Here is a 24074-nt window from a genome sequence, read left to right on the forward strand (position 1 = left end):
ATTGCTTAATGAGACTTTTTAAACTGAGTAATAATACGATCAAGATGATTGGCAAAGTTTTGCCTGTCGGTTTGATTTAGCGCGGGGGGCCCACCAGTATGCACGCCACTAGCGCGCATAGTATCCATAAAATCACGAATGTTGAGCCGTGACTTGATATTCTCTTTAGTAAAAATCTCGCCACGTGGACTCAGGGCTAGCCCCGACTTTTCTATTACTTCATCCGCCAGTGGAATATCACTGGTGATAACTAAATCGCCTTTTTCAACTAGCTTAACTATTTCATCGTCAGCAATGTCAAAACCACTAGGTACCTGGATAAACTTAATAAAAGGTGAGGGTGGTACACGAATATAATGGTTAGCCACTAAGGTGATAGCTATTTTTGTTCTATCCGCCGCTTTAAATAATATTTCTTTGATCACCACGGGACAGGCATCAGCATCCACCAAAATTTTCATGTAATTCCTTAGTATTGTTCGTACTCGAACCGCTATGATAACCTACTTGTCCCAGCAATTAAAAATCTTGGTAATTAAATCAACCAATGCAGAATATTCATTACCAACAAATATGGCAAACGGTACAATTAATCCCTCAAGGTCAGGTTGCCTGTTACGGGCAAATAGCTGATTTGGCCGGTTTACCTGGTCGGGCTCGATTGGTTGGCAAAGCTTTGGGTAAGGTACCAAAAAAGGGTTGGCGCGGACAAAGTGTACCTTGGTTTCGAGTGATTAACTCACAAGGTAAAATATCTTTCCCATCAGGCAGTGAATACTTTGCTAAGCAAAAACAGCATTTGCAAGATGAACAGGTAGTAGTGCTTGGTAGTAAAATAAAGCTTAAAGATTTTCAATGGCAGCCAGACTTAGCTGAAATCTTGTTTTCTCTGGAGTTTTAAGCGTTGACCGTGTTTGCTTGATGAGCTGTTTGAGCGTTTGACCTGAACGACTAAAACAAAAAAAGCCCAGTCACAGACTGGGCAAAAATAAAAGGAGAAACATAAAGGAAGTTAAGGTTTAAATATCACCACTTAACTCTCAGCATTAAGTAAGCTTTTGCCATTAATGGCTATCTTACGTGGTTTTAATGCTTCTGGAATTTCTCTTTCAAGGTCGATATGTAACAGGCCATCTTCCATAAAGGCGCCTATGACTTTAACATGGTCACCTAATTGAAACTTACGCTCGAAGTTCCGTTCAGCAATACCTTGATGCAGAAATTTTTTCTCTGCTTGGTCTTTAATTACCGGCTTTGTGCCTGTAACAATTAAATTATTTTGTTTGGTCTCGATATCCAACTCTTGCTCACTAAAGCCTGCGACAGCCATTGATACTCGGTATTTATCTTGTGAAAGAAGTTCAATATTAAAAGGTGGATATGATGATTGTTTGTCAGCTCGTGCAGCTTTATCGATTAAACCAGCTAGGTGGTCAAAACCAATAAATGAACGGTATAGTGGACTGAAATCTGGAGAGTTACGCATAATAAGTTATCCTAATATATAGCAATAAAATGGTTATTATTATAAATAGTGACGTTATCTGTTGAGTCATTTTCTAGCAAAACTATATTGCCTAGAATAGAACTACGATAAACATATCTTTTTAAAATAATGCAGCCTTTCACAATGAACAGGCTATGTTTTTTGTGTAGCCCCTTACGGCGACTACACAATTAGAGATGGGATTGTTTATTGACTTTTCAAGAAAAAAGTTGAATAAATATATGAGTGTTATTTTAATTGATTGTTTTTTATTGGTATTTTAAGTTAATTATTTTTAATTATTTTTAATTATTTTTAATTATTTTTAATTATTTTTAATTGTTTTTAGTTTCTTTTACTGCTAATTTTTTAATGGCTGCACCATCCACAACAATTACCGGGGCAGTATATTTCACCTTTGCTAGGGCTTTATCATAATTAGGGTGCTGTGATATGTTGGCAACAAGTTCTTTGTATACAACCTTGCCTTGATCATTAATGATAAATATCGCACGGGTAAGCAAACCCATATCTTTTATTAATAAACCATAGTTAACGCCAAAGTCACGCCAAACTGAATCTGACAATACTTTAATATTATCGACTTTTTCAACATCACAAAAACGTTTTTGAGCAAAAGGAAGATCATTACTGATGGTTAAAACAGTAATGTTTATCGGTAACTTGGCCGCTTCTTCATTAAAACGCTTGGTTTGAATAGAGCAAACTCCGGTATCTAAGCTCGGCACCACAGAAATAAGTAAGGTTTGTCCTTGGAAATCTTTAAGTGTGACTGGCGCAAAGTTTTTATCAACTACTTTAAACTGTGGTGCTTGTTCACCAACATTTACTTGCTCTCCTAAAAGGGTGACATATTTGTCGCCAGCTTTGACCAAATTATTGGATTGTTTTAGCTTATCCAGATCAAAAGAGTATGCCTGACAGTTAAATGTCAGGGTAAAAGTGGCGATTAAAAAAGCATATAAGTTGATGTTTGAAGTAGAAAATTTCATGATTTATTGAAAATAATGGTTAAGGTGAACTGATATTAGCGGTTTAACGATATAAATTCTATAAATAGAACTTTATCATTGTGTTTTATGTTGGATACTCTATGGTTATCTATAGAGGCTAGATATAATTTTACTCGCCGTTGTAGTTGTTTAGTTATCGTTTATGTAAGGCTCAAGATTAATATGACCACTAAATTATTAATTTGTGATGATTCTAATATGGCGCGCAAACAAGTGGCGCGTTCATTACCTGATGGTTGGGATGTAGAGATAAGTTTTGCCGCCAATGGTATAGAAGGAATTGAGGCGATAAAGGCAGGCAAAGGAGATGTACTGTTACTTGATTTAAATATGCCGGAAATGGATGGTTATCAAGTGCTTGAAGAGATTTTGTCACAAGACTTACCGACACTTACCATAGTGATATCGGGTGATATTCAACCCGAAGCTCATCAACGTGTTACCCGCTTGGGCGCACTAGATTTTATCCAAAAACCGGTTAATAAAGAAATTCTTACCAAGGTATTATCTTCTTACGGGGTCTTTTCCAAAGAACTGGCCGCGACAGAGCCAGAATCCGTTCTCAATATAGCGCCAACTAAGCCCCCGGTTGCAAAATTTGATATCCAGGAAGCGCTTCTTTCTAATCAGCTTGATGTCTCTACCGCTGAAAGTGAGCCGGTGAGCACTGAGCCAGAGATGACTTTATCAGCGGAGATGCGTGATTGTTACCAAGAAATTGCCAATGTTGCTATGGGGCGGGCAGGGGATCTACTGGCACGTTTACTCAATGTTTTTGTTGAGTTACCCATTCCTAATGTTAACTTCATCGAAGTGAGTGAACTTCGTATGGCGTTAAAAGATATCGAAAACCATGAAAGTACCTCAGGTATTTGCCAAGGCTTTATCAGCGCTGGTATTTCAGGGGAGGCTTTATTAATCCTAAATGATTCAAGCTTTAAAGATGTCGCGTCATTGATGAACTATCAATATGATGCTGATATGGGCACCGAATTAGAATTATTAATGGATTTGGCTAATGTACTTATTGGCGCTTGTTTAAAAGGGGTATCAGAGCAACTTGATATTCAGTTCAGTCAAGGGCATCCAGAGGTATTGGGACAACATAGAAAAATCTCTGACTTAATTGCTAACAATGCCAGTAAATGGAAAAAAACCTTAGCAATTGAAATTAGCTATAGCATAGAAAACTACCCAATTAAGTGTGATCTGTTATTACTTTTCACAGAAAAATCAATGACAACACTTAATAATAAGTTAGCCTACTTGATTGATTAATGACTGAGTTAATGGCAGTAAATTAATTAGCTTGTTGCTATTAACAAGTGACACAAGTAAGCGCGAGACAGTACTGACAGGAATGGCTTATGACCATAGAAAAATCACAACTAAATGAACTGCATTGGTTAATGGAAATGTTGCATAACATTGATGTTGGCTTGGTAGTGCTAGATAAAGAATTTAATATCCAGATATTTAATGGTTTTATGGAAAACCATAGTGGATTATTTCCCCGCGAAGCGAAAGGTAAGCTGATATTTGATCTGTTTGCCGAGATACCTAGAGAGTGGTTTACCCGTAAAGCTGAATCGGTGTTTTTACTGAAAAATAAAGCATTTACTATATGGGAGCAAAGACCTTACTTATTCAAGTTCGATAGTTACCGTCCTGTAACGGGTAGTGCAGACTTTATGTATCAAAATACTACTTTTATCCCGCTACTGTCTGCAACGGGTGAAGTAAGTCACTTATGTTTACTTGTTTATGATGTCACCGATACAGCAATGCATAAACAAAGCCTGAAAAAAGCGAATGAAGAATTATCCATATTGAGTCAAACCGATGGCTTAACTCAATTATTCAACCGAACGCACTGGGAGCAATGTTTATTAGCAGAGCATAAACGCTGGAGCCGTAGCCAGCACTCAAGCTCTTTGGTTATGATTGATATTGACCACTTTAAGAATATCAACGATACCTATGGTCATATTGTTGGCGATGAAGTTATTCGTCACATTTCAGGCTTAATTCGCCACCATGTTAGAGAAACTGATATTTGTGGCCGCTATGGTGGTGAGGAATTTGCCATTTTATTGTCTGATACATCGATTGAAAATGCTTTTGTATTTGCTGACCGACTGCGTAAGGAAGTCAGTGAAGCTATTGTCAGCTATAACGATATTACGGTTAACTATACTATTAGTATGGGCATAGCTGAAGTTGATGAGAGTATTGAAAACCATGAAGTGTGGATTGAATGTGCTGATGCAGCCTTGTATCGCTCAAAAGAAAGCGGTCGTAATAAAATATCTCTTCACCCTAAACAAACCAAAAAATGAAAGTGCAATTTTTAGCAGTTACTGTTTATAAAAGATGATCTCTAGCAAAGTGGCTTATCTAGCCACTTTTACATTCATTACGAAAACTTAATGCTTAAAACCTTTCAGTGTCATCAGTGGCAATAGTATCATTAGCCATAAAATTAAATTTGGCCATCGACTGTATGGCGTATCGCCAGTGACAAACTCAACAGTACCTCTAAGTACCACTTCTTCGAACTGTGGAGCTATGGCGGTAACTTCACCTAAATGATTAATAATACCGGTAACGCCATTATTTGTCGCTCTAACTAAAGGGCGACCAAACTCTAGCGCGCGCATTCTAGCAATTTCGAAATGCTGATGTGGGCCATGAGAGTCACCAAACCAAGCATCATTGCTTACCGTGAGGATCATATCGGTTTTATTGGTTAAGTTAGCCGCTAACTGTGTTGGGAAGGCTATTTCAAAACAGTTAAGTGGTAAGATATGTAACCCATTAGCCACTAGATTTGGCTGGACATAATTACCTGCAGTGAAAGATGACATAGGTAAGTTAAAGAAGGGCGCTAATGGGCGTAACCACTCTTGAAAGGGGACAAATTCCCCAATAGGCAGCAAATGGCTTTTATAATATCGATTACTGTGATTGTAATAATAACCTTGTTGGTCTTTTGCATTCTTTTTACCTAGAACAAGCAGAGCATTAAAATACTCTTTGCTTTCAAAATTATAATTAATTAAACCGGTAATAATGGCGCTATTATTTAAGATGGCCGAGCGGTTAACGGTGCTTAAATAATCTTGAGCTGCTGGCTCAAGTGTTGGAATAGCTGATTCAGGCCAAATAATAAGGTCAGCATCATAGTTTACTCGTGTTAAGTCGAGATATTTGAGCATGGTTGGCCATTCTTGTTCAGGTTGCCATTTTATTGATTGAGCGATATTACCTTGAATGAGCGCTACTTTAGCGCTCTTTCCAGTTAACATTGTCCAACTAACTTGGCTCAACACCAAACTAGTAACAATAAGGCTTGTCGCTAAGGCAACAGGGAAAATCAACCCTTTGCTAGATGTGGGGGTATTTGTGTATTGGCTCTGCTCTTTAAATAAGGGCGACAAAATATTGTAAACTTTGACCAAGCAGATATTTATTATCAACACGATGCCGGTAAGGCCAACCTCACCGATAATAGGCGCAAAGGTTGCTAATGGACTGTCTATTTGGCTGTAGCCCAGTGATAACCAGGGAAAGCCGGTTAATACCACTGAACGTAAATATTCACAAAAAAGCCAAATAGGCGGCAATAGCCACAAGTTTACTTGTTTGTTTTTAGAAAAACGTGCTGTTAAGTAGCCAGCAAGTGCCGGGAATAAAGCTAGGTAAGTACATAAGCCAAGCATCAGTAGCAAAGAGACTATCAGTGGTAAACCACCAAATTGGTCAATACTGACATGCACCCAGCTAATACCACTACTAAACCAACCAAAGGCAAATAAAGCCATTTTTTTAGCGGCTAACTTAGGCGGAGCATGGCTGACTTGGTGTAGCATTATGCTAGGTAATATTAATGCTAGCCACCAATAGGAAAATGGCGCATAAGCAAAAACTAAGAAAAAACCACTAAGGAAGCATAACCAATGGTTTGGGTTTAGTAGTTTGTTTCTTATTGATTGAAAAATAGAGCCTTTGCTAATACTAGTCACTCACTTTACCGTTAATTTCGTGATCTTTAGCCACACTAATTTGTAGCATCTGTATTCGTCTACTATCGGCAACCAGTACTTTAAATTCGAAATGTCCTAAAGTAAATAGCTCACCTTTTTGCGGTAAATGGTTAAACTGACGTAAAACAATACCGCCAATGGTACCCGCGTCGGATTCATTAAAGCTACAATTGAAGTAGTCATTAAAGTCACCCAGTTCAGTAAGGGCTTTTACTAAGTAAACATTCCCGGCTAGATGTTTAATTTCTTCTTCAATCTCGTCATCGGTTTCATCTTCTATTTCGCCGACAATTTGTTCTAAAATATCTTCGATAGTGATAACACCTGAAACACCGCCATACTCATCAACAACAATAGCCATATGATAGCGGTTAGAACGAAACTCTTTTAATAAGGGTTCTACTTTTTTACTTTCGGGAACAATAATAGCAGGTCGAATGATGTCGCTGAGCCTGAAGTTATCATGTTGTGAACTAAAGCCAAAAGCGAGTAAATCTTTTGCTAATAAAATACCCTCAACGTGATCGATATCTTCATTAACAACGGGAAAACGCGAGTGACCAGACTCTAGGATAATTGGTAGGAACTCATCAAGGCTAAGGTTAATATCGATAGTAACCATTTGTGAGCGTGGGATCATTATTTCTCGAACACGCAATTTAGAAACGTCTAAAACACCTTTGATCATTTGTTTAGTTTCAGGATTGATCAAGTCTCTATCTTGAGCATTGTTTAATACATCTACCAATTGATCTTTGTTTTTCGGCTCAGGTGTTAGAACTTGCATAATTTTATGCAATAAGGACTTACTGGCTGAACCGTTACTAGAGTGGGGGTTGTCAACGCTCATGGAGCTATTATTCTTCCTTTATTATATTCATAACATGTTATTAAACACGTTATGAATTAAGCTTTTCGTTAAGTATATTTGTTTAATTAATAGTTAAACTTACTATTCTAAGTAAGGGTTATTAATGCCTAACTTTTCTAAAATAGCAATCTCGATAGATTCCATTTCAACGGCTTCGCTGTCACTTATATGATCAAAGCCAACTAAATGCAAGCAGCCATGAATAACAAGATGTGCCCAATGATCAAACAAGGCTTTGTTTTGTACTTGTGCTTCTTGCTTCATAACTTCAATGCAAATAATCAAGTCACCTAATAAGTTAAGCTCTATGCCATCAGGAACTTCAAAAGGAAAAGATAATACATTGGTTGGTTTATCTTTGCCTCTATATTGATTATTTAATTGCTGGCTCTCGGCACTGTTGACCAAACGAATGGTCAGTTCAAACTCCTGCTCAGGCTCACTCGTCACTTCTGCTAAAGCACTATCAACCCATAGTTGGAATTGCGCTTTAGTGGGTAACTCGATTTTCTCGCATGCAATTTGTAGATCTATTACATGAGCCACTAGCTTAAATTACTCTTAGCATTACTTGCTTGTTGTGCATCTTTCTTTTCTTGCTTCTGTCTATTTATCTTTTGCTCATAACTCTCATATGCGTCAACAATCCTGGCAACAACGGGGTGACGGACGACATCTTTAGACTGGAAGAAGTTGAAACTAATGCCGGGGATATTTTGTAAAACTTCAATGCCGTGGCGAAGACCAGACATTTGATGACGAGGTAAATCCACCTGCGTAATATCACCTGTTATAACAGCACGCGAGTTAAAACCAATACGGGTTAAAAACATCTTCATTTGTTCAACCGTGGTGTTTTGACTTTCATCTAAAATAATAAAGGCATCATTCAGGGTTCTGCCACGCATATAAGCAAGTGGTGCAATCTCTATGACATTACGTTCTATCAATTTTTCAACTCTTTCAAAGCCAAGCATTTCAAAAAGAGCATCATAAAGGGGTCTTAAATAAGGGTCTATCTTTTGGGATAAGTCGCCAGGTAAGAAACCTAGTTTCTCACCTGCTTCTACGGCAGGTCTAGTGAGTAAAATACGACGTACTTCTTGACGCTCTAATGCATCTACCGCACAGGCCACAGCTAAATAGGTTTTACCCGTACCTGCAACACCTACGCCAAAGGTTATATCATTGGTAATGATGTTTTGCACATAAGCTTGTTGGTTACCATTGCGTGGTTTAACGACACCACGCTTGGTTTTAATGGTTACCATATCATCGAATTTTTTATCTAATTGATTATCTAACTCGGCCGATATTTGATCCTTAACAGGCTCTTGCTCGAGACAATCAGCTTCTAGAATGGCTAAATGCACCATCTCAGGAGAGATGATATTACTATCACCTTTTACTTCTTGGCTTTCAAGATAAAGGCCTTTGAGAGCTTTAACCACAGCTTGACAATTTGACGGTTTACCAACCACAGTAAACTCATGACCTCGGTAACTTATCTCTACACCTAAGCGGCGTTCGATAGTTTTTAAGTTATCATCCATAGGACCACATAAGTTTGCTTGCCTATGATTGTCTACAGGCTCCAAGTTGAATACTTCTCGGCTTAACTTTCGTGACTTAGTCGTTGCTGTGGTCAAATTCATTTCCGCTTTTTTAAATTTAAAGTGCTTAATACTGCCAATGGGCTGCTATGGTGTAAAAGTACCGACACCTAATTCATCTAGGTTACTTGGCGTTGCCGTGTGGTGATTATTCGCTAAAATATCAGCAGGAGAATGGGCAATTCGAAGACCCATGTCTTTTTCTTGTCTTACTAAGTCACCACGTAAAGAGTTGGCAACTACATCAGTAATTTTGATATCGACAAATTGGCCAATAACACTATGCGGGGCAACAAAGTTAACGGTACGGTTATTTTCTGTTTTACCCCGTAATTCCATCGGATTTTTTCTTGACGGACCTTCAACCAGAACGCGCTGCTCGGTATTTAACATTTGTCTAGCGATACGTAATGCTTGTTGGGTGATTCGGTCTTGTAACAGCTTTAAGCGTTGTTTCTTGGTTTCATCGCTAATATCATCGGGTAAATCGGCTGCAGGAGTACCAGGACGAGCACTGTAGATAAAGCTGAAGCTTATATCAAAATCAATAGCTTTAATTAGGTTCATTGTGTCGATGAAATCTTCATCACTCTCACCGGGAAAGCCGATAATAAAGTCAGAAGACATAGACAAATCAGGGCGAACTTTTTTCAGGCGACGAATTTGAGACTTATATTCAAGAGCGGTATGACCACGCTTCATTTGCGTTAGGATGCGATCACAACCACTTTGTACTGGAAGATGCAGGTGGTTTACTAGTTCAGGCACATCAGCATAGGCTTCAATTATGTCATCAGTAAATTCAACCGGATGTGAGGTGGTATAACGAATACGATCGATACCATCGATAGTAGCAACCAAACGTACCAGGTCAGCAAAACGACAGATGCTGCCATCATGTGTTTCACCACGATAAGCATTCACATTTTGACCTAGTAGGTTTACTTCACGTACGCCTTGCTCAGCAAGTTGCGCGATTTCATAGAGCACATCATCAAGAGGACGACTAACTTCTTCGCCCCGGGTGTAAGGTACTACGCAGAAAGTACAATATTTACTACAACCTTCCATGATAGAAACAAACGCACTAGCACCGTCAGCTTTAGGCTCAGGTAAACGGTCGAACTTTTCAATTTCTGGAAAGCTAACATCAACAACGGGGCTCTTTGACTGTTGAACTTGATTAATCATTTCAGGTAAACGATGTAGGGTTTGAGGCCCAAAAATCATATCGACAAAAGGTGCTCGCTTACGTATTGCAGCACCTTCTTGTGAGGCAACACAGCCACCTACACCAATAAGTAAATCAGGTTTAGTCTCTTTCAAACGTTTCCAGCGACCTAGTTGATGAAAGACTTTTTCTTGTGCTTTTTCGCGAATAGAGCAAGTATTAAGCAAAATAACATCAGCTTGTTCCGCTTCGTCAACCAAGGAGTATCCATGGGTTGAATCCAACAATTCTGCCATCTTTTGCGAGTCATACTCGTTCATCTGACAGCCCCAAGTTTTGATATATAGCTTCTTACTCATTTACTTCACTCTTCACGCACAAATTGTCCTGGAAAATGCCTAAGCAATCCCAGCACAGATAAAAGGAGGCGTATTTTATACCAATTGCGGACTAATTTCGAATTAATAAGGCAACTAGTTGTAAATGTCTTCATTATTTTGAGTTTTGTATGGAAATGATAAACTAATTTAAGGTCATTAGTGGGAAGCTTATCACCAGCTGACTACTACCGTCATCGTTGGAGAACGTATTCAGCGAAGCGTGATTTTTATTGATGATTTGACGAATAGTATAGCTAGCAAGATCGAAATCAACTTTACTGGTGAGTTGGTTAAAAGAGTCATTATTGCTATTAACAGTAAGCCATAGTTTTTGTTTGACCTCTTTTAACGTCAGGCTAAAGTTTTCTGCTTCGCTTTTGAAGGTGGCAGACATGATTGCTTCAAATATCACCTTATAGACATCAGCCTTTAGTTCATAGGTAAGGCTATCCACTTTATCATCAAGATTAACGTGCAAGTTAATTTCGTATTTGCTATGGATATACTCAGCTAAAAAAGGAATCGCTATTGCTAACGTTTTTCCGGCAAGGTTGTCAGGCTCTTGGCTAATAATACTCTCTTTAAGTATCGAGATAGTATTCTCAATTAATTGCTTACCTTGTTCTAGGTCATTACTTGCTAGTGAAGTGGAAGTCAGTTGCAAATTTCGTTGAATGGTTTTCATCACTCGACCGTAATTTCGCATGTCATCTTTGAGTAAATGATGAATACGTTTAATTGATTTTGCCCGTAAAAAAAGTAACCAAGAAGCCAATAACACGATAAATGATATTAATATGACATAGAGGATTCTCAGTTCTACCGTCCAATACCATGGATAAGCAACATGAATTTCGGTATATGCTTTATTGTCGCTCCATTGACCTAAGCTATTGGTTGCCATAATTTCAATATGGTAATCACCGGAAGCAAGGCCGGTGAGGGTTAGCTGGTTATTATTCATTAGCTGCCAATCACTATTGTTAATACGGTACTGAAACTTTTTATGTAGACCAGGTCTATGGTCTAAGCTAGCTAAATCAAGGGTAATAACATCGTTACCACTTTCAATCTCTATGGTTTTATTGAGCAAATAGGACTTACCCGAAATGGTGGTTTTACTAATAACGACATTAGGATTAAATTGCTTTTTTTCAGAAAGATCGAGCGCCAAAACGCCACTGTAATGGATAGCGTAAAGGATGTCATTTTTGACTAACATACTGCTAACAAAAGAATACTGCTGAGTGTTTTCTATCATGGTTACTTGATAGTTAGTTGGTGAAATCCTATATAGTCCAGGTTTACCTGAGGCCCAAATCACATCATTAACTAATAACATTTCAGTGAAACTATGACCAGTAGATAGCTGGGCTAATAAGTCACCTTGTTGGTTAAAAACCAGAATGCCATCACCTAAAGTAGAAGCAAAAATTTTATTACCGGCAATAACCAGTGAAATGACTTTACTTCTATTTGGCGTGTTAACTGTAGTAACTGTATGGCTATTTTGCTGATAAATACTGATGTTGTTATTATGAGCAATCCATATCTTGCCATTATCTAGCGGTAATACATCAATAACTTCAGGATTCTGTAAACCAATGCTATCATCGATATGGTTAATGATCTCTTCACTTATTAAGTCATAGACATATAGACCATAACCATCAGTGGCTATATAGAGTAAATTATCTTTTTGTTCGAGTTTTAATATGATCTTATCTGCAACAACATCAAGTTTAGTCACTTGGTTTGTACCTTTATCATAACGCCATAAACCATCGAAACAGCCGATATATAGGCTGTTATTTATCTCTAGTAAGTCAACTATTTTCAAGCCTTTTCTGGTAAAACCGGCATTACTCTCTTGATTAAATACCGGCTGCAAAAAGTTTTGCAAACCTGCGCCATAACTGCCAATAATAATTTCATTATCAAATAAGGCTATTTCATTGCCATTGATGGGAATATCAAAAATAAGGTTGTGATTTTTAATATAACTCTCGTTTAGTTGTTCAATACCATGGCTGCTAATAAGCCATAAAACACCAGAAGCATCATGAAAGGCACTCTTAAGACGTACAGGCTCACTATCACCATAATAATGAGGCAGGGGCGTTAATGTAGCACCGTCATATTTACTCACTTTTCCTTTTAAGCTAACGGTGAAAAAACTATCATTATCATAGGCTTTTGTTAAACCGTACAGTTTTTGACTATGTTGAATACTTGATTGACTACCATCATCACCTAATCGATAAATCTTATTAGCTGTTATCGCTACTACCGCGTTTGATAATGCAGTTAAGGCGGTGATGGGTTCGTTAATGACTTGTACTAAATTATCATTTTGTAATTGATATAAACCATCGCGATTGGAAATATATAGTTGTTCTGGGGTATGAATTAGCACTTTAATGGCTATATTTTGATGAATTATCTGGGATAAATTATCGCTTGGGTTGAAGCGATAAAACTTATTTGTATTTGGGGCATAACTATAATAGTTATTTTTAAATAGTGTTGCGTTGTAGTGGCTTGGTTCTGATATATCAGTGATTATTTTTTCCACTTCCCCATTACGGGTATCAAATAGCCATAAACCATCCATTTCAGTGGCCAGTAACAGCTTGTTATCAACGACTTCAATATCATGTACCCACGAAAAAGGTAACGGCCACTCTTGATTACTGCGCGAAAAAGTAATGTTATTGTTGCCATCAACGCGCGTTAATCCTTGTTGGCTCGAGAGCCAGATAAAACCACGTTTATCTTGTAATACTTTAGTGACGTTACTAAGCGTGTTAAGAGGTGTGGTATTGTAGGAGTGACTGGTGAAACTGAACAGGCTAAGCGTTAAAAATACAATGAACTTAGCCTGAAAACCTAACATAGAATTAATATTAAACGATACTTTGTGGCGTACTTTTCGTACCATCTTTATCATGATTTCTATCGCCACAGACGGCAAAGATTTTAGGCATATCACCCTCAATGATTGGCTTTTGTACCAGTAAGTAAGTGGGTTTTCGAAGATCATCTTGATGTTGTTTCTCTGCCCAAGCGTTAGATATTTTATCAGCAAATTGTTGGCCGTATTTTACTGCGAAGGCCGTGACTAGCATTTCTACACCAAAATCATCCATAACCAACATAGTGTTGTTATGGTATCCGCTTGCTGTATCAAAATCTATATCCACGGTTAATATTTTATCATTCGGTAAAACTAAATCTGCTCTTAACTTGGCTACAACGGCGCGATCGCTCCGTGCTTTTAACTGAGTACGATTTGGCTTTTCAGTAAAATCATACACTAAATTAATATCCTTAGTTACTCGTCTTTCTTCTGTATTTAGTTCCGTTGCAGACTTCTGTGCTTGTGCAGACATAGTGCTTCCTTATTGATTAGTTAAATGATTTGTATTTATGACTACTGTACCTATAACAACCCCTAGTATCTAGGCCAATATTTCCTTGCAACCTCAATAGCTTGGCATTGCACTATAACTGAAATTTACTGACAAACAAGCTTTGTTTAACTATCTTGATTTCAAACCAATTTGTTTAATTCCGCTCATGTTAGCGTCCATGCCGAACACCTTACTGTTTCCTTTTTACGCTAGAGTAATGACATCAATTGTAATGTTCAAAAAACTTGCTTGTGAATTATACTATTCGTGCACTGTTGATACTTTATTTACCGTCTTAGCTGAACACTTATGCCCGTAATTAGCTACTTCACCTAAGTGGTGAGGGTTAAAATGATAAACTTGTGAGATTAATGTAATAAAGCAGTCGAAAATAGCGTTACGCTTGGGTAAAATAAAGCCATCTTAGAATATTGTTGTGAACTATAAAGCATGGAACATTTTGATTGTGTGGTTATTGGTGGTGGCATGGTGGGTGCAGCAAGTGCGCTGACCTTAGCACAGCTTGGTTTACAGGTAGCCTTGGTTGAGCAGTACCAGCCAAAAGACTATTCTGCGGAGCAAAGCTTTGATTTACGTGTCTCAGCTATTTCTTTGGCTTCACAAAACTTACTCAGCCAAATTGGCGCTTGGCAACAAATTAATGAATGGCGCGCTTGCCCTTATAAACGCCTTGGTGTTTGGGAGCATGAAAGTGCCTACACTGAATTTAATGCTGATGATATTGAACAACGTTATCTAGGTCATATCGTTGAAAATCGCTTAATTCAACTTGCGCTTTGGCAACAAATTAACGCTATGAGGAATATTCGTGCTTTTTGCCCTGATAGCTTAGTCTCTTTAACGCAAGATAATGACAAAGCGACTTTAATACTAACAAATAGCTCGATAACGACAAACCTAGTAATTGGCGCTGATGGAGCACAATCAAAAGTTAGACAAATGTCAGCGATCGGTATAACTGGCTGGGATTATCAACAGTCCGCTATGTTGATTAATGTTGAAACCTCAATGAGCCAGCAAGATATTACTTGGCAACAATTTTCCCCAACAGGGCCCGTTGCTTTATTACCTTTAGCCGGAGAAAGTTCGTTAGGTGGTTATGCCTCATTAGTTTGGTACCACCAACGTGATGAGATCACTCGCCTAGCGTCATTAACTAATAGCCAACTCCAAGAAGAAGTACTTAAACATTTCCCCAAGCAGTTAGGTGAAATTAAGGTGCTGGCTAAAGGTGCTTTTCCTTTAACACGTAGGCATGCTAATACTTATCAACATAAGCGTGTGCTGCTGTTAGGAGATGCGGCTCATACTATTAACCCGATGGCGGGGCAGGGAGTCAATTTAGGCTTTAAAGATGTTATCGCTTTACAACATGTTATTGCCGACGCTATCTCGCATGGCGAAGCCTGGCATGATGAAGCTGTGCTAGCACGATATGAGCAAAAGAGACGTAAAGAGAACTTGCTGATGATGTCTACTATGGACGCCTTATATGCGGGCTTTAGTCACCCATCACCAGTGATTAAAGCGGCACGTAATTTAGCTTTATTAGCCGTCAATAAAGTCCCTTTCCTAAACAGTACAATAAAAAATAAAGCACTGGCTTATGCTTGTGGTCTATAGGGGCTGTGATTGGTGGTTAAAGGTTTAATTCTTTCTCTATTTTTCTATAGGGGGGAGTTGAACCCTCACATTAAATAAAACATTATAACCAGAGCTTTTAACATAACCGAGAAAGCAATAAATGGATTTAGTGAGTAGATCTAAGCTGTAATGATTTTGTAGTGCTATTAATTTTAAAGGATAGTTACAGTGTAACTGAGAGATTACAGGAGTTTTTTTAGATGTTTTTTAATTTTATGGGGATATTGATAAACTGATTTTACTGAATAAAATGGTGGCTACACCGGGACTCGAACCTGGGACCCCATCATTATGAGTGATGTGCTCTAACCAACTGAGCTATGTAGCCTTTACCAACCTGCTCTGTAGCAAGTGCGGCGTATTATGCTGACCTACCTTCCATCCGTCAACCGTTTTTTTATAAAATATTGTATTTTTTATTTGTTTGCTTATTGCTTGTGCGATATGACGGTAAACTATGCAAGAAAAGGTGAGAAACACATTATCTATTGGAACGGATATTGCGTTTCTATATATAAGGAATAGGAGCTGCTTATCTATCTCTTGCTTCTTCAGCTAAATGTGCGGAATATTTTGCTAAGTTATCTATTTCTGCTTTAACTTTTTTAGAAGGTAACTTACCAATAATGAATTCGCCAACTTCTAAAGCGTTAGATTTAGCGGCAAATATTAATAAAGTATTGCCGTTACATTCAAGCCTTTTATAAATATTACGAATTTTTAGTTTATTTTGCTTTAAGAATGACCTTAGGCGACTTTTATCATTTGCTTGAACATATTCGCAAATACGCAACGATAAGCCATCTGCTTGAGCAGGTGCTGCGGTAATCACACTTGTAGCTAATAGGATGGGTAATAAAATAAATTTTTTCATTGTTGTACCTTATTATTTTTTAATTTATAAATTAATTGAAACAAAGAAATTGTAGTTCATAAGCTTAGTTATTGTATTCGTGAGTAGAGTTAACCTTGACTATATTGCTAATTTCTTTGATATAACAGACGGTATTTTAGTTGTATATACAATTAAAACAAGCCTTTATTGATATGTTATCACAGTTAACTAGTGCTTAACTTAAAGTTTCCTGTTTAGAAGCTATACTCGCTAGAACCTTACAGGCACAAAAAAGGCCCATCAAAGATGAGCCCTTTTAAACAATAAAATTGTTTACTGGTTAATAGCTAAGTTACACATTAAAACGGAAGTGGATCACATCACCATCTTTTACGAGGTAACTTTTACCTTCTAAGCGCCACTTACCAGCTTCTTTAGCACCTGACTCACCATTGAACTCGATAAAGTCATCATAACCAACGATTTCAGCGCGGATAAAGCCTTTTTCAAAGTCCGTATGAATAACACCAGCTGCTTGTGGTGCGGTAGCATTTTGTTTGACTGTCCATGCACGTACTTCTTTTACACCCGCAGTGAAATAAGTTTGCAAGTGTAGTAAAGAATAACCGGCATTGATAACACGATTAAGACCGGGCTCTTCTAAGCCTAAATCAGCCATAAATTCAGCTCTGTCTTCATCATCCATTTCAGATAATTCGCTTTCAATTTCAGCACAAACAGCAACAACGATAGCACCTTCTGCATCCGCTATCTTTTGTACTACATCAAGGTAGGGATTGTTTTCAAAACCATCATCATTGACATTAGCGATATACATAGTCGGTTTGATTGTTAAAAAGTTTAAGTACTCGACCGCCGCTTTTTCTTCTTTGGATAACTCCAATGAACGAATCATGCTACCGTCTTCAACATGTTTTAATATTTTTTGTAATACAGGCATTTCAAATTTAGCGTCTTTATCTCCGCCTTTAGCTTTCTTAGCTAAACGAAAAATTGCGCGCTCTGCTGTGTCCATATCAGATAAAGCTAATTCAGTATTGATCACATCAATATCATCTGCGGGATCAATTTTATTGGCAACGTGAATGATGTTGTCATTATCAAAACAGCGTACAACATGGCCAATGGCATCAGTTTCACGAATATTAGCTAAAAACTTGTTACCTAAACCTTCACCTTTTGATGCACCAGCAACAAGACCGGCAATATCAACAAATTCCATTGTGGTGGCTAAGACACGCTCAGGTTTTACTATTGCGGTTAATTTATCTAAGCGAGGATCGGGTACAGGTACTACGCCAGTATTTGGCTCAATAGTACAAAACGGGAAGTTTGCCGCTTCAATACCTGCTTTGGTAAGTGCATTGAATAGTGTTGATTTACCGACGTTAGGCAAGCCAACGATACCACATTTAAAACCCATAATTTTTACCTACTGATTAGTTGCTAACACATAGTTACTAGCGTGTATTTACTTGTGTATATTTATTCGGCTTTAAAAGAGTGTAAGCGGTTTTGCGCTTTCTTTAAGTCGTCTTTTAACCAAATATCCAAACATCGACTGGCTTCGTCGATTGCTTGTTCAATTTTTGCTTGTTCTGCACTCGGCGCTTTACCCAGTACATGACCCGTTACTTTATCGCGGTGACCTGGATGGTCAATGCCAATACGTAGCCGGTAAAAATCTCTATTATTAGCCATGCGATCGATAATATCGCGCAAGCCATTATGACCACCGTGGCCACCACCTTTTTTAATTTTACAAACTCCGGGTTGCATATCTAATTCATCATGGGCAACAAGGATTTCATCTACCGACATTTTATAAAAATTAGCTAATGGTGCAACTGCTTGACCGCTACGATTCATAAACGTGGTTGGAATTAATAAGTGGACAAGGTTTCCCGCAATTAACCCTTTACCATAAAGGCCAGAGTACTTTTTTTCGGGACGGAGGGATATGTTATGGCTACGTGCTAGTTCTTCGACGAACCAAACACCTGCATTGTGGCGTGTTTTGCTATATTCGGGACCAGGATTACCCAGCCCCGCAATTAGTTTAATAGTCATTATTTATAATATTATAAATGAATGTAGCTATTATTCAGCAGCTGGAGCTTCTGCTGCTGGAGCTTCTTCGTCATCAACTACTTTAGCAGCTTTAGGTGCTTTAGCAGAAACAACAGCTAAATCATGCTCTTCGCCTTTTGCTAATTCGTCAGAAGTTACGCCTGCAGGGAAGGTAACATCAGATAAATGTAAAGTTTGACCAAGTTTTAAACCGGCTAAGTCAATTGTAATGAACTCAGGTAAGTCTTTTGGTAAACAAGTGATAGCGATTTCAGTCATGTGGTGAGCAATGTTCGCACCAGATTTAGCTGCTTCATCTTCATTAATGAAGTGAATAGCAGTCTTTGCATGAACAACATGGTTTGCATCAATGCGGATGAAATCTAAATGCATTACCAATTGCTTGAACGGGTGACGTTGCATGTCTTTAATTAAACACTCAACTGGCTCACCAGCAATGTTTAATGTTAATACTTGCGTGTAGAATGTCTCTTCTTGTTGAGCACGGAATACATCTTTGTGCGCTAAAGTTAAAGATACAGATTCTTTGTTTTCACCGTAAAGGATAGCAGGAACTTTGTCCGCGTGACGTAGGCGGCGGCTCGCACCTTTCCCTAAATCAGTACGTACTTCAGCTTCTAATGTTAATAAATCAGTCATTTTAATACTCTTCTGTTATATAAGTTATAAAACTTAAAAATTAAGTCTTGTTTTTTGCGACCAAAAACAAGGAGACACCATTTTACCTAAGTAAGCTAAGTTATAAATAACTAAAGCATTAGATAAAAAAGGCGCGGTACAATAACATTTAGGCCAGGAAAAAGCTATTAAATAAAGAGATTAATTATGTGCGTTTGTGATGAGTGCTTATATGAGGGGAGGTAATAAATAGTGCAAAGGAGAAAATAAAAAAGCAGCCTTTATAGGGCTGCTTTTTCGCAATAGAAGTAATTATTCGCTAGGAATTAATCAAACATTGCTGATATAGATTCTTCATTACTTACACGGCGAATCGCTTCACTAAGCATGCCGCTTAAAGTCAATTGACGAACCATTTTAAGTTCTTTGATTTCATCAGAAAGTGGAATTGAATCAGTTACTACTACTTCATCAAGAACAGAGTCTCTAAGGTTTTGTGCTGCATTACCTGATAATACTGGGTGAGTAGCATAAGCAATAACACGTTTTGCGCCATGTTCTTTTAATGCTTCAGCTGCTTTGGCTAACGTGCCGCCAGTATCAATCATATCATCAACAATAATACAGTCACGACCAGCAACATCACCAATGATATGCATAACTTGCGCAACGTTCGCTTTCGGGCGACGTTTATCGATAATGGCTAAGTCAGCGTCATCAAGAAGTTTAGCTACTGCACGAGCACGCACAACACCACCGATATCAGGAGAAACAATCACAGGATTGTCTAACTTACGGCTTTTCATGTCTTCTAATAATATTGGTGTACCAAAAGCATTATCAACAGGCACATCAAAGAAGCCTTGAATTTGCTCGGCATGTAGATCAACCGTTAGTACACGGTCAACACCAACGCTTGATAAGAAGTCAGCAACTACTTTTGCAGTAATTGGTACACGAGCACTACGTACACGTCTGTCTTGGCGAGCATAACCAAAATAAGGGATTACAGCAGTGATACGGCCAGCGGAGGCACGACGCAAAGCGTCTATCATTACAATTAATTCCATTAAGTTATTATTGGTTGGAGCACAGGTTGATTGAATAATAAAAACATCCGCACCACGGACGTTTTCATTTATCTCAACACAAATTTCACCATCACTAAAACTACCGACTGTAGCATCGCCTAGAGGCATATATAGGCGATCACAAATTTTCTTGGCCAGTTCAGGGGTGGCATTACCCGCAAAAATCTTCATGTCAGGCACTTTCGATTCCTCAGAAATATTTGACATTAATAGTAGACTCTTTGATTGATAAGTAATCATCGAGCAGTATAACGCTTACTTAACTATGGCTGTCTTATTACACACAATAGTGTGTTTAAAAATAGCTGTTATAGTCAAGTTCGCAAATTTTGGTCATTATTTATATGCTCAATGATAGCTTTGCTATTACAGAACATAACGGCGACTTATTAAGCCCCTGCGCGACAAAAGAGCTTACTCCTTTTGGAAGATTCGCTTGTAATGAACGCGCCTCTTGCTGACTAGAAAAGCGGCTAAAAACACACGCACCCGTTCCTGTCATTCTTGAGGGTGCGTATTCTACCAACCAAGCCAGCAACTTGGCAACCTCAGGATAGTGTTTTATTACTAATGTTTGACAATCATTATGGAATTCATCACTGATAAAGTCACGAGTATCAAGGGCTGAAGGGGATAATCTCTTGGTTTTTCGGGGAAGGTCTGCAGCGGTAAAAACTTGTTGTGTAGAAATGCTGCATTCAGGTTTAGTAATTAAGTACCAAGGCTCTTCGGGATCCATCACTGTGAGCTTTTCACCGACTCCCTGGGCAAAAGCGGAAAAACCATGAATAAATATAGGCACATCAGCACCAAGGCTCAAGCCCAATGTCGCTAAGTCACTGGTTGATAATTGACACTGCCATAATGTATTAAGCGCAACTAAAACGGTAGCTGCATTGGATGAACCACCGCCTAAACCGCCTCCCATAGGCAGTATTTTATTAATACTTATTTGCACACCCAAAGGGCTATTAGTTTTTTTCTTTAATAATCGCGCAGCTTTTACAATTAAGTTATCTTCATTGTTAACGCCTTCAATAGGGGTCAATAAATCTATGGTTGGTTTCTCGGTGGCAGTTAACGTGAGCGTGTCGCTGTGATCTATAAATTGAAACAGTGTTTCTAAATTGTGGTAACCATCATCACGTTGTCCAACAATATGTAAAAATAAATTAATTTTTGCCGGGGATGGGAATTCAATGGCTTTATTGAGAAATGAGTTTGAAGAGCTAGTCATTTAGAAGTTCTACTTTTTAAGGTGTAAGTTACTAGGCTTGGTTATTAATCGGCTACGGACCAATTGTTAACGGAAATTTTAATTAATAGGTCATCTTTTTTAATAGAAAATTTAGTGGCTAAGGTGTAGCCATTAATTTGCTGGTAGTTACCATAGCTGACTTGCCATAAATCATTATTATAATGGCTTGATAAGGTTTGTGGTAGCTGCGTAGATTTGTGATAACCAATATCATCACTTTCTTGATAGGGAATACCTTTAAGCCAATATGTTAATGCTTGTGTCGGTAGGGTTAAACCGGCAATCGAGTGAATAAGTGCTGCTAGATCTTTGCCATGATAGGTTTTGCCGTCTACTTGGATTGTATGATTGTTAGCATTCGAGTCGAGTTGTAAAACATTGATGCCTAAAAAAGTGGTTAAACTGAGCTGTTGTTGGTCTTTTTTTTCGTTAACTCGCCACGATAATGTTGCGCTACGACGTGAGTTGCTGTCAATAAAGGCTATTTTTCCTGTTATTTTCCATTGCTGTAATTGTTGTAGTCTGGCAATTCTTTGTTGAGGTGTTTGCTTTATTAACACCTGCTTTTCTTCACCGGTCAAAGTGCTACAGCCTGAAAGTACCAGGGTAAACAAGGCCAGAGTAAATAAGTAAGGTGGATATAGGGCAGTATTAAAAAGTTTAATCATTAAGGTAAGTCATTAAAACGATGATAATTGTTATTTGAACATAGCTTTTTGGCCTTTGTAAATAGCAGTAGTATTTTTAAGGTCTTTTATCACAGATCATATTTTAATAGCGGATCTTGGGTTATACTTGCGGCACGAGTTAAAACAAGTTTTATAAAACTTGTCGGAAATGTTTACAAAATAGGTTTATTACTTTGTCCATAGTTGCTGTTGGAATTAATCATAAAACTGCGCCTGTAGCGGTAAGAGAAAAAATATCTTTTAATCCAGATAAACTTTCTACCGCGCTAAAAGAAATGCTGGAAGCCGTGCAATGCCGTGAAGTTGCGATACTTTCTACCTGTAATAGAACAGAATTATACCTAGTACAAGATGGCGACTTTGATGTTACTCAGCAACGCCTTATTCAATGGCTAGAAAAATATCATAACGTACCCGCCTCAACCATTTTACCTAGCCTCTATTGGCATAAAGATCAGCAAGCCGTTAATCATATGATGCGCGTTGCCTGTGGTTTAGACTCGCTTGTTTTAGGTGAGCCACAAATCCTCGGTCAAATGAAACAAGCTTATAGTCAAGCTAAAGCTGCTGGCTCTATGTCATTGATTATGGAACGGTTATTCCAACGTACTTTTGGTGTGGCAAAGCAAGTTCGCACCGAAACCGAAATAGGTGCTAGTGCGGTCTCCGTTGCTTTTGCCTCAGTAAACTTAGCCAAACATATTTTTGGCGGTCTTGAAAAAACTAAAGTATTACTTGTTGGTGCGGGTGATACTATTGAGTTAGTTGCCAAGCATTTATACGAAAATAATGTCGGCAAAATCACAGTCGCTAATCGAACACTGGCTCGTGCTGAAAATATGGCTAAAAAAATTGGTGCAGATGTCATCACCTTAGCGCAAATACCAGAACATATGTGTCATGCAGATATTGTTATCAGCTCTACTGGTTCTACTTTACCTATCATTGGTAAAGGTATGGTTGAGCAAGCTTTAGCATCGCGTAAACATCAACCTATATTTATGGTTGATCTTGCCGTACCTCGTGATATAGAAGAACAAGTTTCAGAGCTTGAAGATGTATTTTTATATACCGTTGATGACTTACAAGGCATTATTGCCAAAAATATAGAAAATCGCCGTAAAGCCGCTGTAGAAGCAGAGAGTATCGTTAATAGCCAGTCTGATAATTTTATGGCTTGGCTACGTGGTTTAAATACTCAAGATACGGTTATTAGTTATCGTAAACAATGTATAGACAATCGTGATGTTTTACTTGAAAAAGCACTGATTCAATTAAAAAATGGTAAAAATTCTGAAGCCGTTCTAGGTGAACTTGCCACTAAACTCACTAATAAATTTATGCACGCTCCTACCAGTGCTCTCCAGTCCGCTGCCCAAGGTGGTGAGCTTGATAAACTACTTTATTTGCGCGATATTTTTAATATTGATCCGCAAGACTAGTACCTTAGCCACTATCCTTACTATTACTTAAATACACTTCTTGGCAAAAGTCATTTTAATTGCCACTTATCCCCTTGATTTTGACGGGTAACGGCTATACAAGCTAATACCAATAAATTATTACCCACTTGTGCGGGGTAAAATACTCAAAGCGGTGTTGCTTTCTTCACGCACGTCAGCTATTGAGCTATTGAGTGAGTAATCGAGTGCCTTGCTTTGATTTGTTTTTCCGGTGCACAACAAGACCACAAACTTAATGGAATTAGTGTAAGTATTACTGACTCAGGCAACAGTCTATCTAGCTACATTTTTACTCGAGCATGGTGGATTGCATTACTACTGTGTTAGAA

Annotated in this window: 22 protein-coding genes and 1 tRNA gene; 5 read left to right on the forward strand and 18 right to left on the reverse strand. The window is 38.2% G+C overall.

The window, feature by feature from the left end:
* Positions 1 to 5: 5 nt before the first annotated feature.
* Entirely contained in the window at positions 6 to 461 is a 456-nt protein-coding gene (locus HRT50_RS05400) for a YaiI/YqxD family protein (RefSeq protein WP_291612117.1), read from the reverse strand.
* Between the two features lie 86 nt (positions 462 to 547).
* Here HRT50_RS05400 and HRT50_RS05405 point away from each other — a divergent pair, with 86 nt between their 5' ends.
* Entirely contained in the window at positions 548 to 901 is a 354-nt protein-coding gene (locus HRT50_RS05405; RefSeq protein ID WP_291612119.1) for an MGMT family protein, read from the forward strand.
* Positions 902 to 1033: 132 nt separating this feature from the next.
* Here the strand turns inward: HRT50_RS05405 and HRT50_RS05410 are convergent, their stop codons facing one another.
* Together HRT50_RS05410 and tpx are read right to left on the reverse strand one after the other, a co-directional pair.
* Entirely contained in the window at positions 1034 to 1486 is a 453-nt protein-coding gene (locus HRT50_RS05410) for an Hsp20 family protein (protein ID WP_291612121.1), read from the reverse strand.
* A gap of 335 nt (positions 1487 to 1821) precedes the next feature.
* A complete protein-coding gene (gene tpx, locus HRT50_RS05415) occupies positions 1822 to 2499 on the reverse strand; it encodes a thiol peroxidase (protein WP_291612123.1) in 678 nt (225 codons plus the stop codon).
* 183 nt (positions 2500 to 2682) lie between these two features.
* On the opposite strand from tpx, the gene HRT50_RS05420 reads away from it, so the two are divergent.
* Both HRT50_RS05420 and HRT50_RS05425 read left to right on the forward strand, forming a co-directional pair.
* The gene (locus tag HRT50_RS05420; protein ID WP_291612125.1) at positions 2683 to 3798 is read left to right on the forward strand and encodes a response regulator; all 1116 of its coding nucleotides are present in this window, start codon (positions 2683 to 2685) and stop codon (positions 3796 to 3798) included.
* An 89-nt stretch (positions 3799 to 3887) separates the two neighbouring features.
* Positions 3888 to 4859, forward strand: a complete 972-nt coding sequence (locus HRT50_RS05425; protein ID WP_291612127.1) for a GGDEF domain-containing protein — start codon at positions 3888 to 3890, stop codon at positions 4857 to 4859.
* Between the two features lie 87 nt (positions 4860 to 4946).
* Here HRT50_RS05425 and lnt read toward each other — a convergent pair whose 3' ends face one another.
* From lnt to HRT50_RS05460, 7 genes are all read right to left on the reverse strand, one after another.
* A complete protein-coding gene (gene lnt / locus HRT50_RS05430; RefSeq protein ID WP_291612129.1) occupies positions 4947 to 6545 on the reverse strand; it encodes an apolipoprotein N-acyltransferase in 1599 nt (532 codons plus the stop codon).
* Entirely contained in the window at positions 6538 to 7416 is an 879-nt protein-coding gene (locus tag HRT50_RS05435; protein WP_291612131.1) for an HlyC/CorC family transporter, read from the reverse strand. The genes lnt and HRT50_RS05435 overlap by 8 nt, the downstream gene beginning before the upstream one ends.
* A 102-nt stretch (positions 7417 to 7518) precedes the next feature.
* Entirely contained in the window at positions 7519 to 7983 is a 465-nt protein-coding gene (ybeY, locus tag HRT50_RS05440) for an rRNA maturation RNase YbeY (protein ID WP_291612133.1), read from the reverse strand.
* On the reverse strand, positions 7983 to 8990 hold the full coding sequence (locus HRT50_RS05445) for a PhoH family protein (RefSeq protein WP_291612197.1): 1008 nt from the start codon (positions 8988 to 8990) through the stop codon (positions 7983 to 7985). Before HRT50_RS05445 ends, ybeY begins: the two co-directional genes overlap by 1 nt.
* Positions 8991 to 9137: 147 nt before the next feature.
* Complete coding sequence (gene miaB / locus HRT50_RS05450) at positions 9138 to 10580, reverse strand: tRNA (N6-isopentenyl adenosine(37)-C2)-methylthiotransferase MiaB (protein WP_291612135.1); 1443 nt, start codon at positions 10578 to 10580, stop codon at positions 9138 to 9140.
* Between the two features lie 163 nt (positions 10581 to 10743).
* Positions 10744 to 13551, reverse strand: a complete 2808-nt coding sequence (locus tag HRT50_RS05455; RefSeq protein ID WP_291612137.1) for a hypothetical protein — start codon at positions 13549 to 13551, stop codon at positions 10744 to 10746.
* Positions 13508 to 13993, reverse strand: a complete 486-nt coding sequence (locus HRT50_RS05460; RefSeq protein ID WP_291612139.1) for a hypothetical protein — start codon at positions 13991 to 13993, stop codon at positions 13508 to 13510. Before HRT50_RS05460 ends, HRT50_RS05455 begins: the two co-directional genes overlap by 44 nt.
* A gap of 471 nt (positions 13994 to 14464) precedes the next feature.
* Between HRT50_RS05460 and HRT50_RS05465 the strand changes: the two genes are divergently transcribed.
* Positions 14465 to 15658, forward strand: coding sequence for an FAD-dependent oxidoreductase (locus HRT50_RS05465; protein ID WP_291612141.1), 1194 nt, complete (start codon positions 14465 to 14467; stop codon positions 15656 to 15658).
* Positions 15659 to 15930: 272 nt separating this feature from the next.
* On the opposite strand, the gene HRT50_RS05470 is transcribed toward HRT50_RS05465, so the two are convergent.
* The 8 genes from HRT50_RS05470 to lolB form a co-directional block, all read right to left on the reverse strand.
* Positions 15931 to 16007, reverse strand: a tRNA-Met gene (locus tag HRT50_RS05470).
* A gap of 204 nt (positions 16008 to 16211) precedes the next feature.
* A complete protein-coding gene (locus HRT50_RS05475; RefSeq protein ID WP_291612143.1) occupies positions 16212 to 16553 on the reverse strand; it encodes a DUF3718 domain-containing protein in 342 nt (113 codons plus the stop codon).
* A gap of 313 nt (positions 16554 to 16866) precedes the next feature.
* Positions 16867 to 17958 carry a redox-regulated ATPase YchF gene (gene ychF, locus HRT50_RS05480; RefSeq protein ID WP_291612145.1) on the reverse strand — a complete coding sequence of 364 codons (1092 nt, stop codon included), beginning with the start codon at positions 17956 to 17958 and terminating at the stop codon, positions 16867 to 16869.
* 62 nt (positions 17959 to 18020) lie between these two features.
* Positions 18021 to 18605 carry an aminoacyl-tRNA hydrolase gene (pth, locus tag HRT50_RS05485; RefSeq protein WP_291612147.1) on the reverse strand — a complete coding sequence of 195 codons (585 nt, stop codon included), beginning with the start codon at positions 18603 to 18605 and terminating at the stop codon, positions 18021 to 18023.
* Positions 18606 to 18635: 30 nt separating this feature from the next.
* Positions 18636 to 19265 carry a 50S ribosomal protein L25/general stress protein Ctc gene (locus HRT50_RS05490; protein WP_291612148.1) on the reverse strand — a complete coding sequence of 210 codons (630 nt, stop codon included), beginning with the start codon at positions 19263 to 19265 and terminating at the stop codon, positions 18636 to 18638.
* A 305-nt stretch (positions 19266 to 19570) separates the two neighbouring features.
* Positions 19571 to 20515, reverse strand: a complete 945-nt coding sequence (locus HRT50_RS05495) for a ribose-phosphate pyrophosphokinase (RefSeq protein ID WP_291612199.1) — start codon at positions 20513 to 20515, stop codon at positions 19571 to 19573.
* 160 nt (positions 20516 to 20675) lie between these two features.
* Positions 20676 to 21572, reverse strand: a complete 897-nt coding sequence (ispE, locus tag HRT50_RS05500) for a 4-(cytidine 5'-diphospho)-2-C-methyl-D-erythritol kinase (protein WP_291612150.1) — start codon at positions 21570 to 21572, stop codon at positions 20676 to 20678.
* Between the two features lie 44 nt (positions 21573 to 21616).
* Positions 21617 to 22261: a lipoprotein insertase outer membrane protein LolB gene (lolB, locus tag HRT50_RS05505; protein ID WP_291612152.1), complete on the reverse strand. Its 645-nt coding sequence runs from the start codon at positions 22259 to 22261 to the stop codon at positions 21617 to 21619.
* Between the two features lie 194 nt (positions 22262 to 22455).
* Here lolB and hemA point away from each other — a divergent pair, with 194 nt between their 5' ends.
* Complete coding sequence (gene hemA, locus HRT50_RS05510; RefSeq protein ID WP_291612153.1) at positions 22456 to 23724, forward strand: glutamyl-tRNA reductase; 1269 nt, start codon at positions 22456 to 22458, stop codon at positions 23722 to 23724.
* Positions 23725 to 24074: the final 350 nt, after the last annotated feature.

It is taken from the genome of Colwellia sp., assembly GCF_013215345.1.
Lineage (GTDB): Bacteria > Pseudomonadota > Gammaproteobacteria > Enterobacterales > Alteromonadaceae > Colwellia.

Coding starts and splice junctions, on each gene's coding strand:
- HRT50_RS05400 (WP_291612117.1), bottom strand. CDS start 461: ATGAAAATTTTGGTGGATGCTGATGCCTGTCCCGTGGTGATCAAAGAA.
- HRT50_RS05405 (WP_291612119.1), top strand. CDS start 548: ATGCAGAATATTCATTACCAACAAATATGGCAAACGGTACAATTAATC.
- HRT50_RS05410 (WP_291612121.1), bottom strand. CDS start 1,486: ATGCGTAACTCTCCAGATTTCAGTCCACTATACCGTTCATTTATTGGT.
- tpx (WP_291612123.1), bottom strand. CDS start 2,499: ATGAAATTTTCTACTTCAAACATCAACTTATATGCTTTTTTAATCGCC.
- HRT50_RS05420 (WP_291612125.1), top strand. CDS start 2,683: ATGACCACTAAATTATTAATTTGTGATGATTCTAATATGGCGCGCAAA.
- HRT50_RS05425 (WP_291612127.1), top strand. CDS start 3,888: ATGACCATAGAAAAATCACAACTAAATGAACTGCATTGGTTAATGGAA.
- HRT50_RS05435 (WP_291612131.1), bottom strand. CDS start 7,416: ATGAGCGTTGACAACCCCCACTCTAGTAACGGTTCAGCCAGTAAGTCC.
- HRT50_RS05445 (WP_291612197.1), bottom strand. CDS start 8,990: ATGGATGATAACTTAAAAACTATCGAACGCCGCTTAGGTGTAGAGATA.
- miaB (WP_291612135.1), bottom strand. CDS start 10,580: ATGAGTAAGAAGCTATATATCAAAACTTGGGGCTGTCAGATGAACGAG.
- HRT50_RS05455 (WP_291612137.1), bottom strand. CDS start 13,551: ATGATAAAGATGGTACGAAAAGTACGCCACAAAGTATCGTTTAATATT.
- HRT50_RS05460 (WP_291612139.1), bottom strand. CDS start 13,993: ATGTCTGCACAAGCACAGAAGTCTGCAACGGAACTAAATACAGAAGAA.
- HRT50_RS05465 (WP_291612141.1), top strand. CDS start 14,465: ATGGAACATTTTGATTGTGTGGTTATTGGTGGTGGCATGGTGGGTGCA.
- HRT50_RS05475 (WP_291612143.1), bottom strand. CDS start 16,553: ATGAAAAAATTTATTTTATTACCCATCCTATTAGCTACAAGTGTGATT.
- ychF (WP_291612145.1), bottom strand. CDS start 17,958: ATGGGTTTTAAATGTGGTATCGTTGGCTTGCCTAACGTCGGTAAATCA.
- pth (WP_291612147.1), bottom strand. CDS start 18,605: ATGACTATTAAACTAATTGCGGGGCTGGGTAATCCTGGTCCCGAATAT.
- HRT50_RS05490 (WP_291612148.1), bottom strand. CDS start 19,265: ATGACTGATTTATTAACATTAGAAGCTGAAGTACGTACTGATTTAGGG.
- ispE (WP_291612150.1), bottom strand. CDS start 21,572: ATGACTAGCTCTTCAAACTCATTTCTCAATAAAGCCATTGAATTCCCA.
- lolB (WP_291612152.1), bottom strand. CDS start 22,261: ATGATTAAACTTTTTAATACTGCCCTATATCCACCTTACTTATTTACT.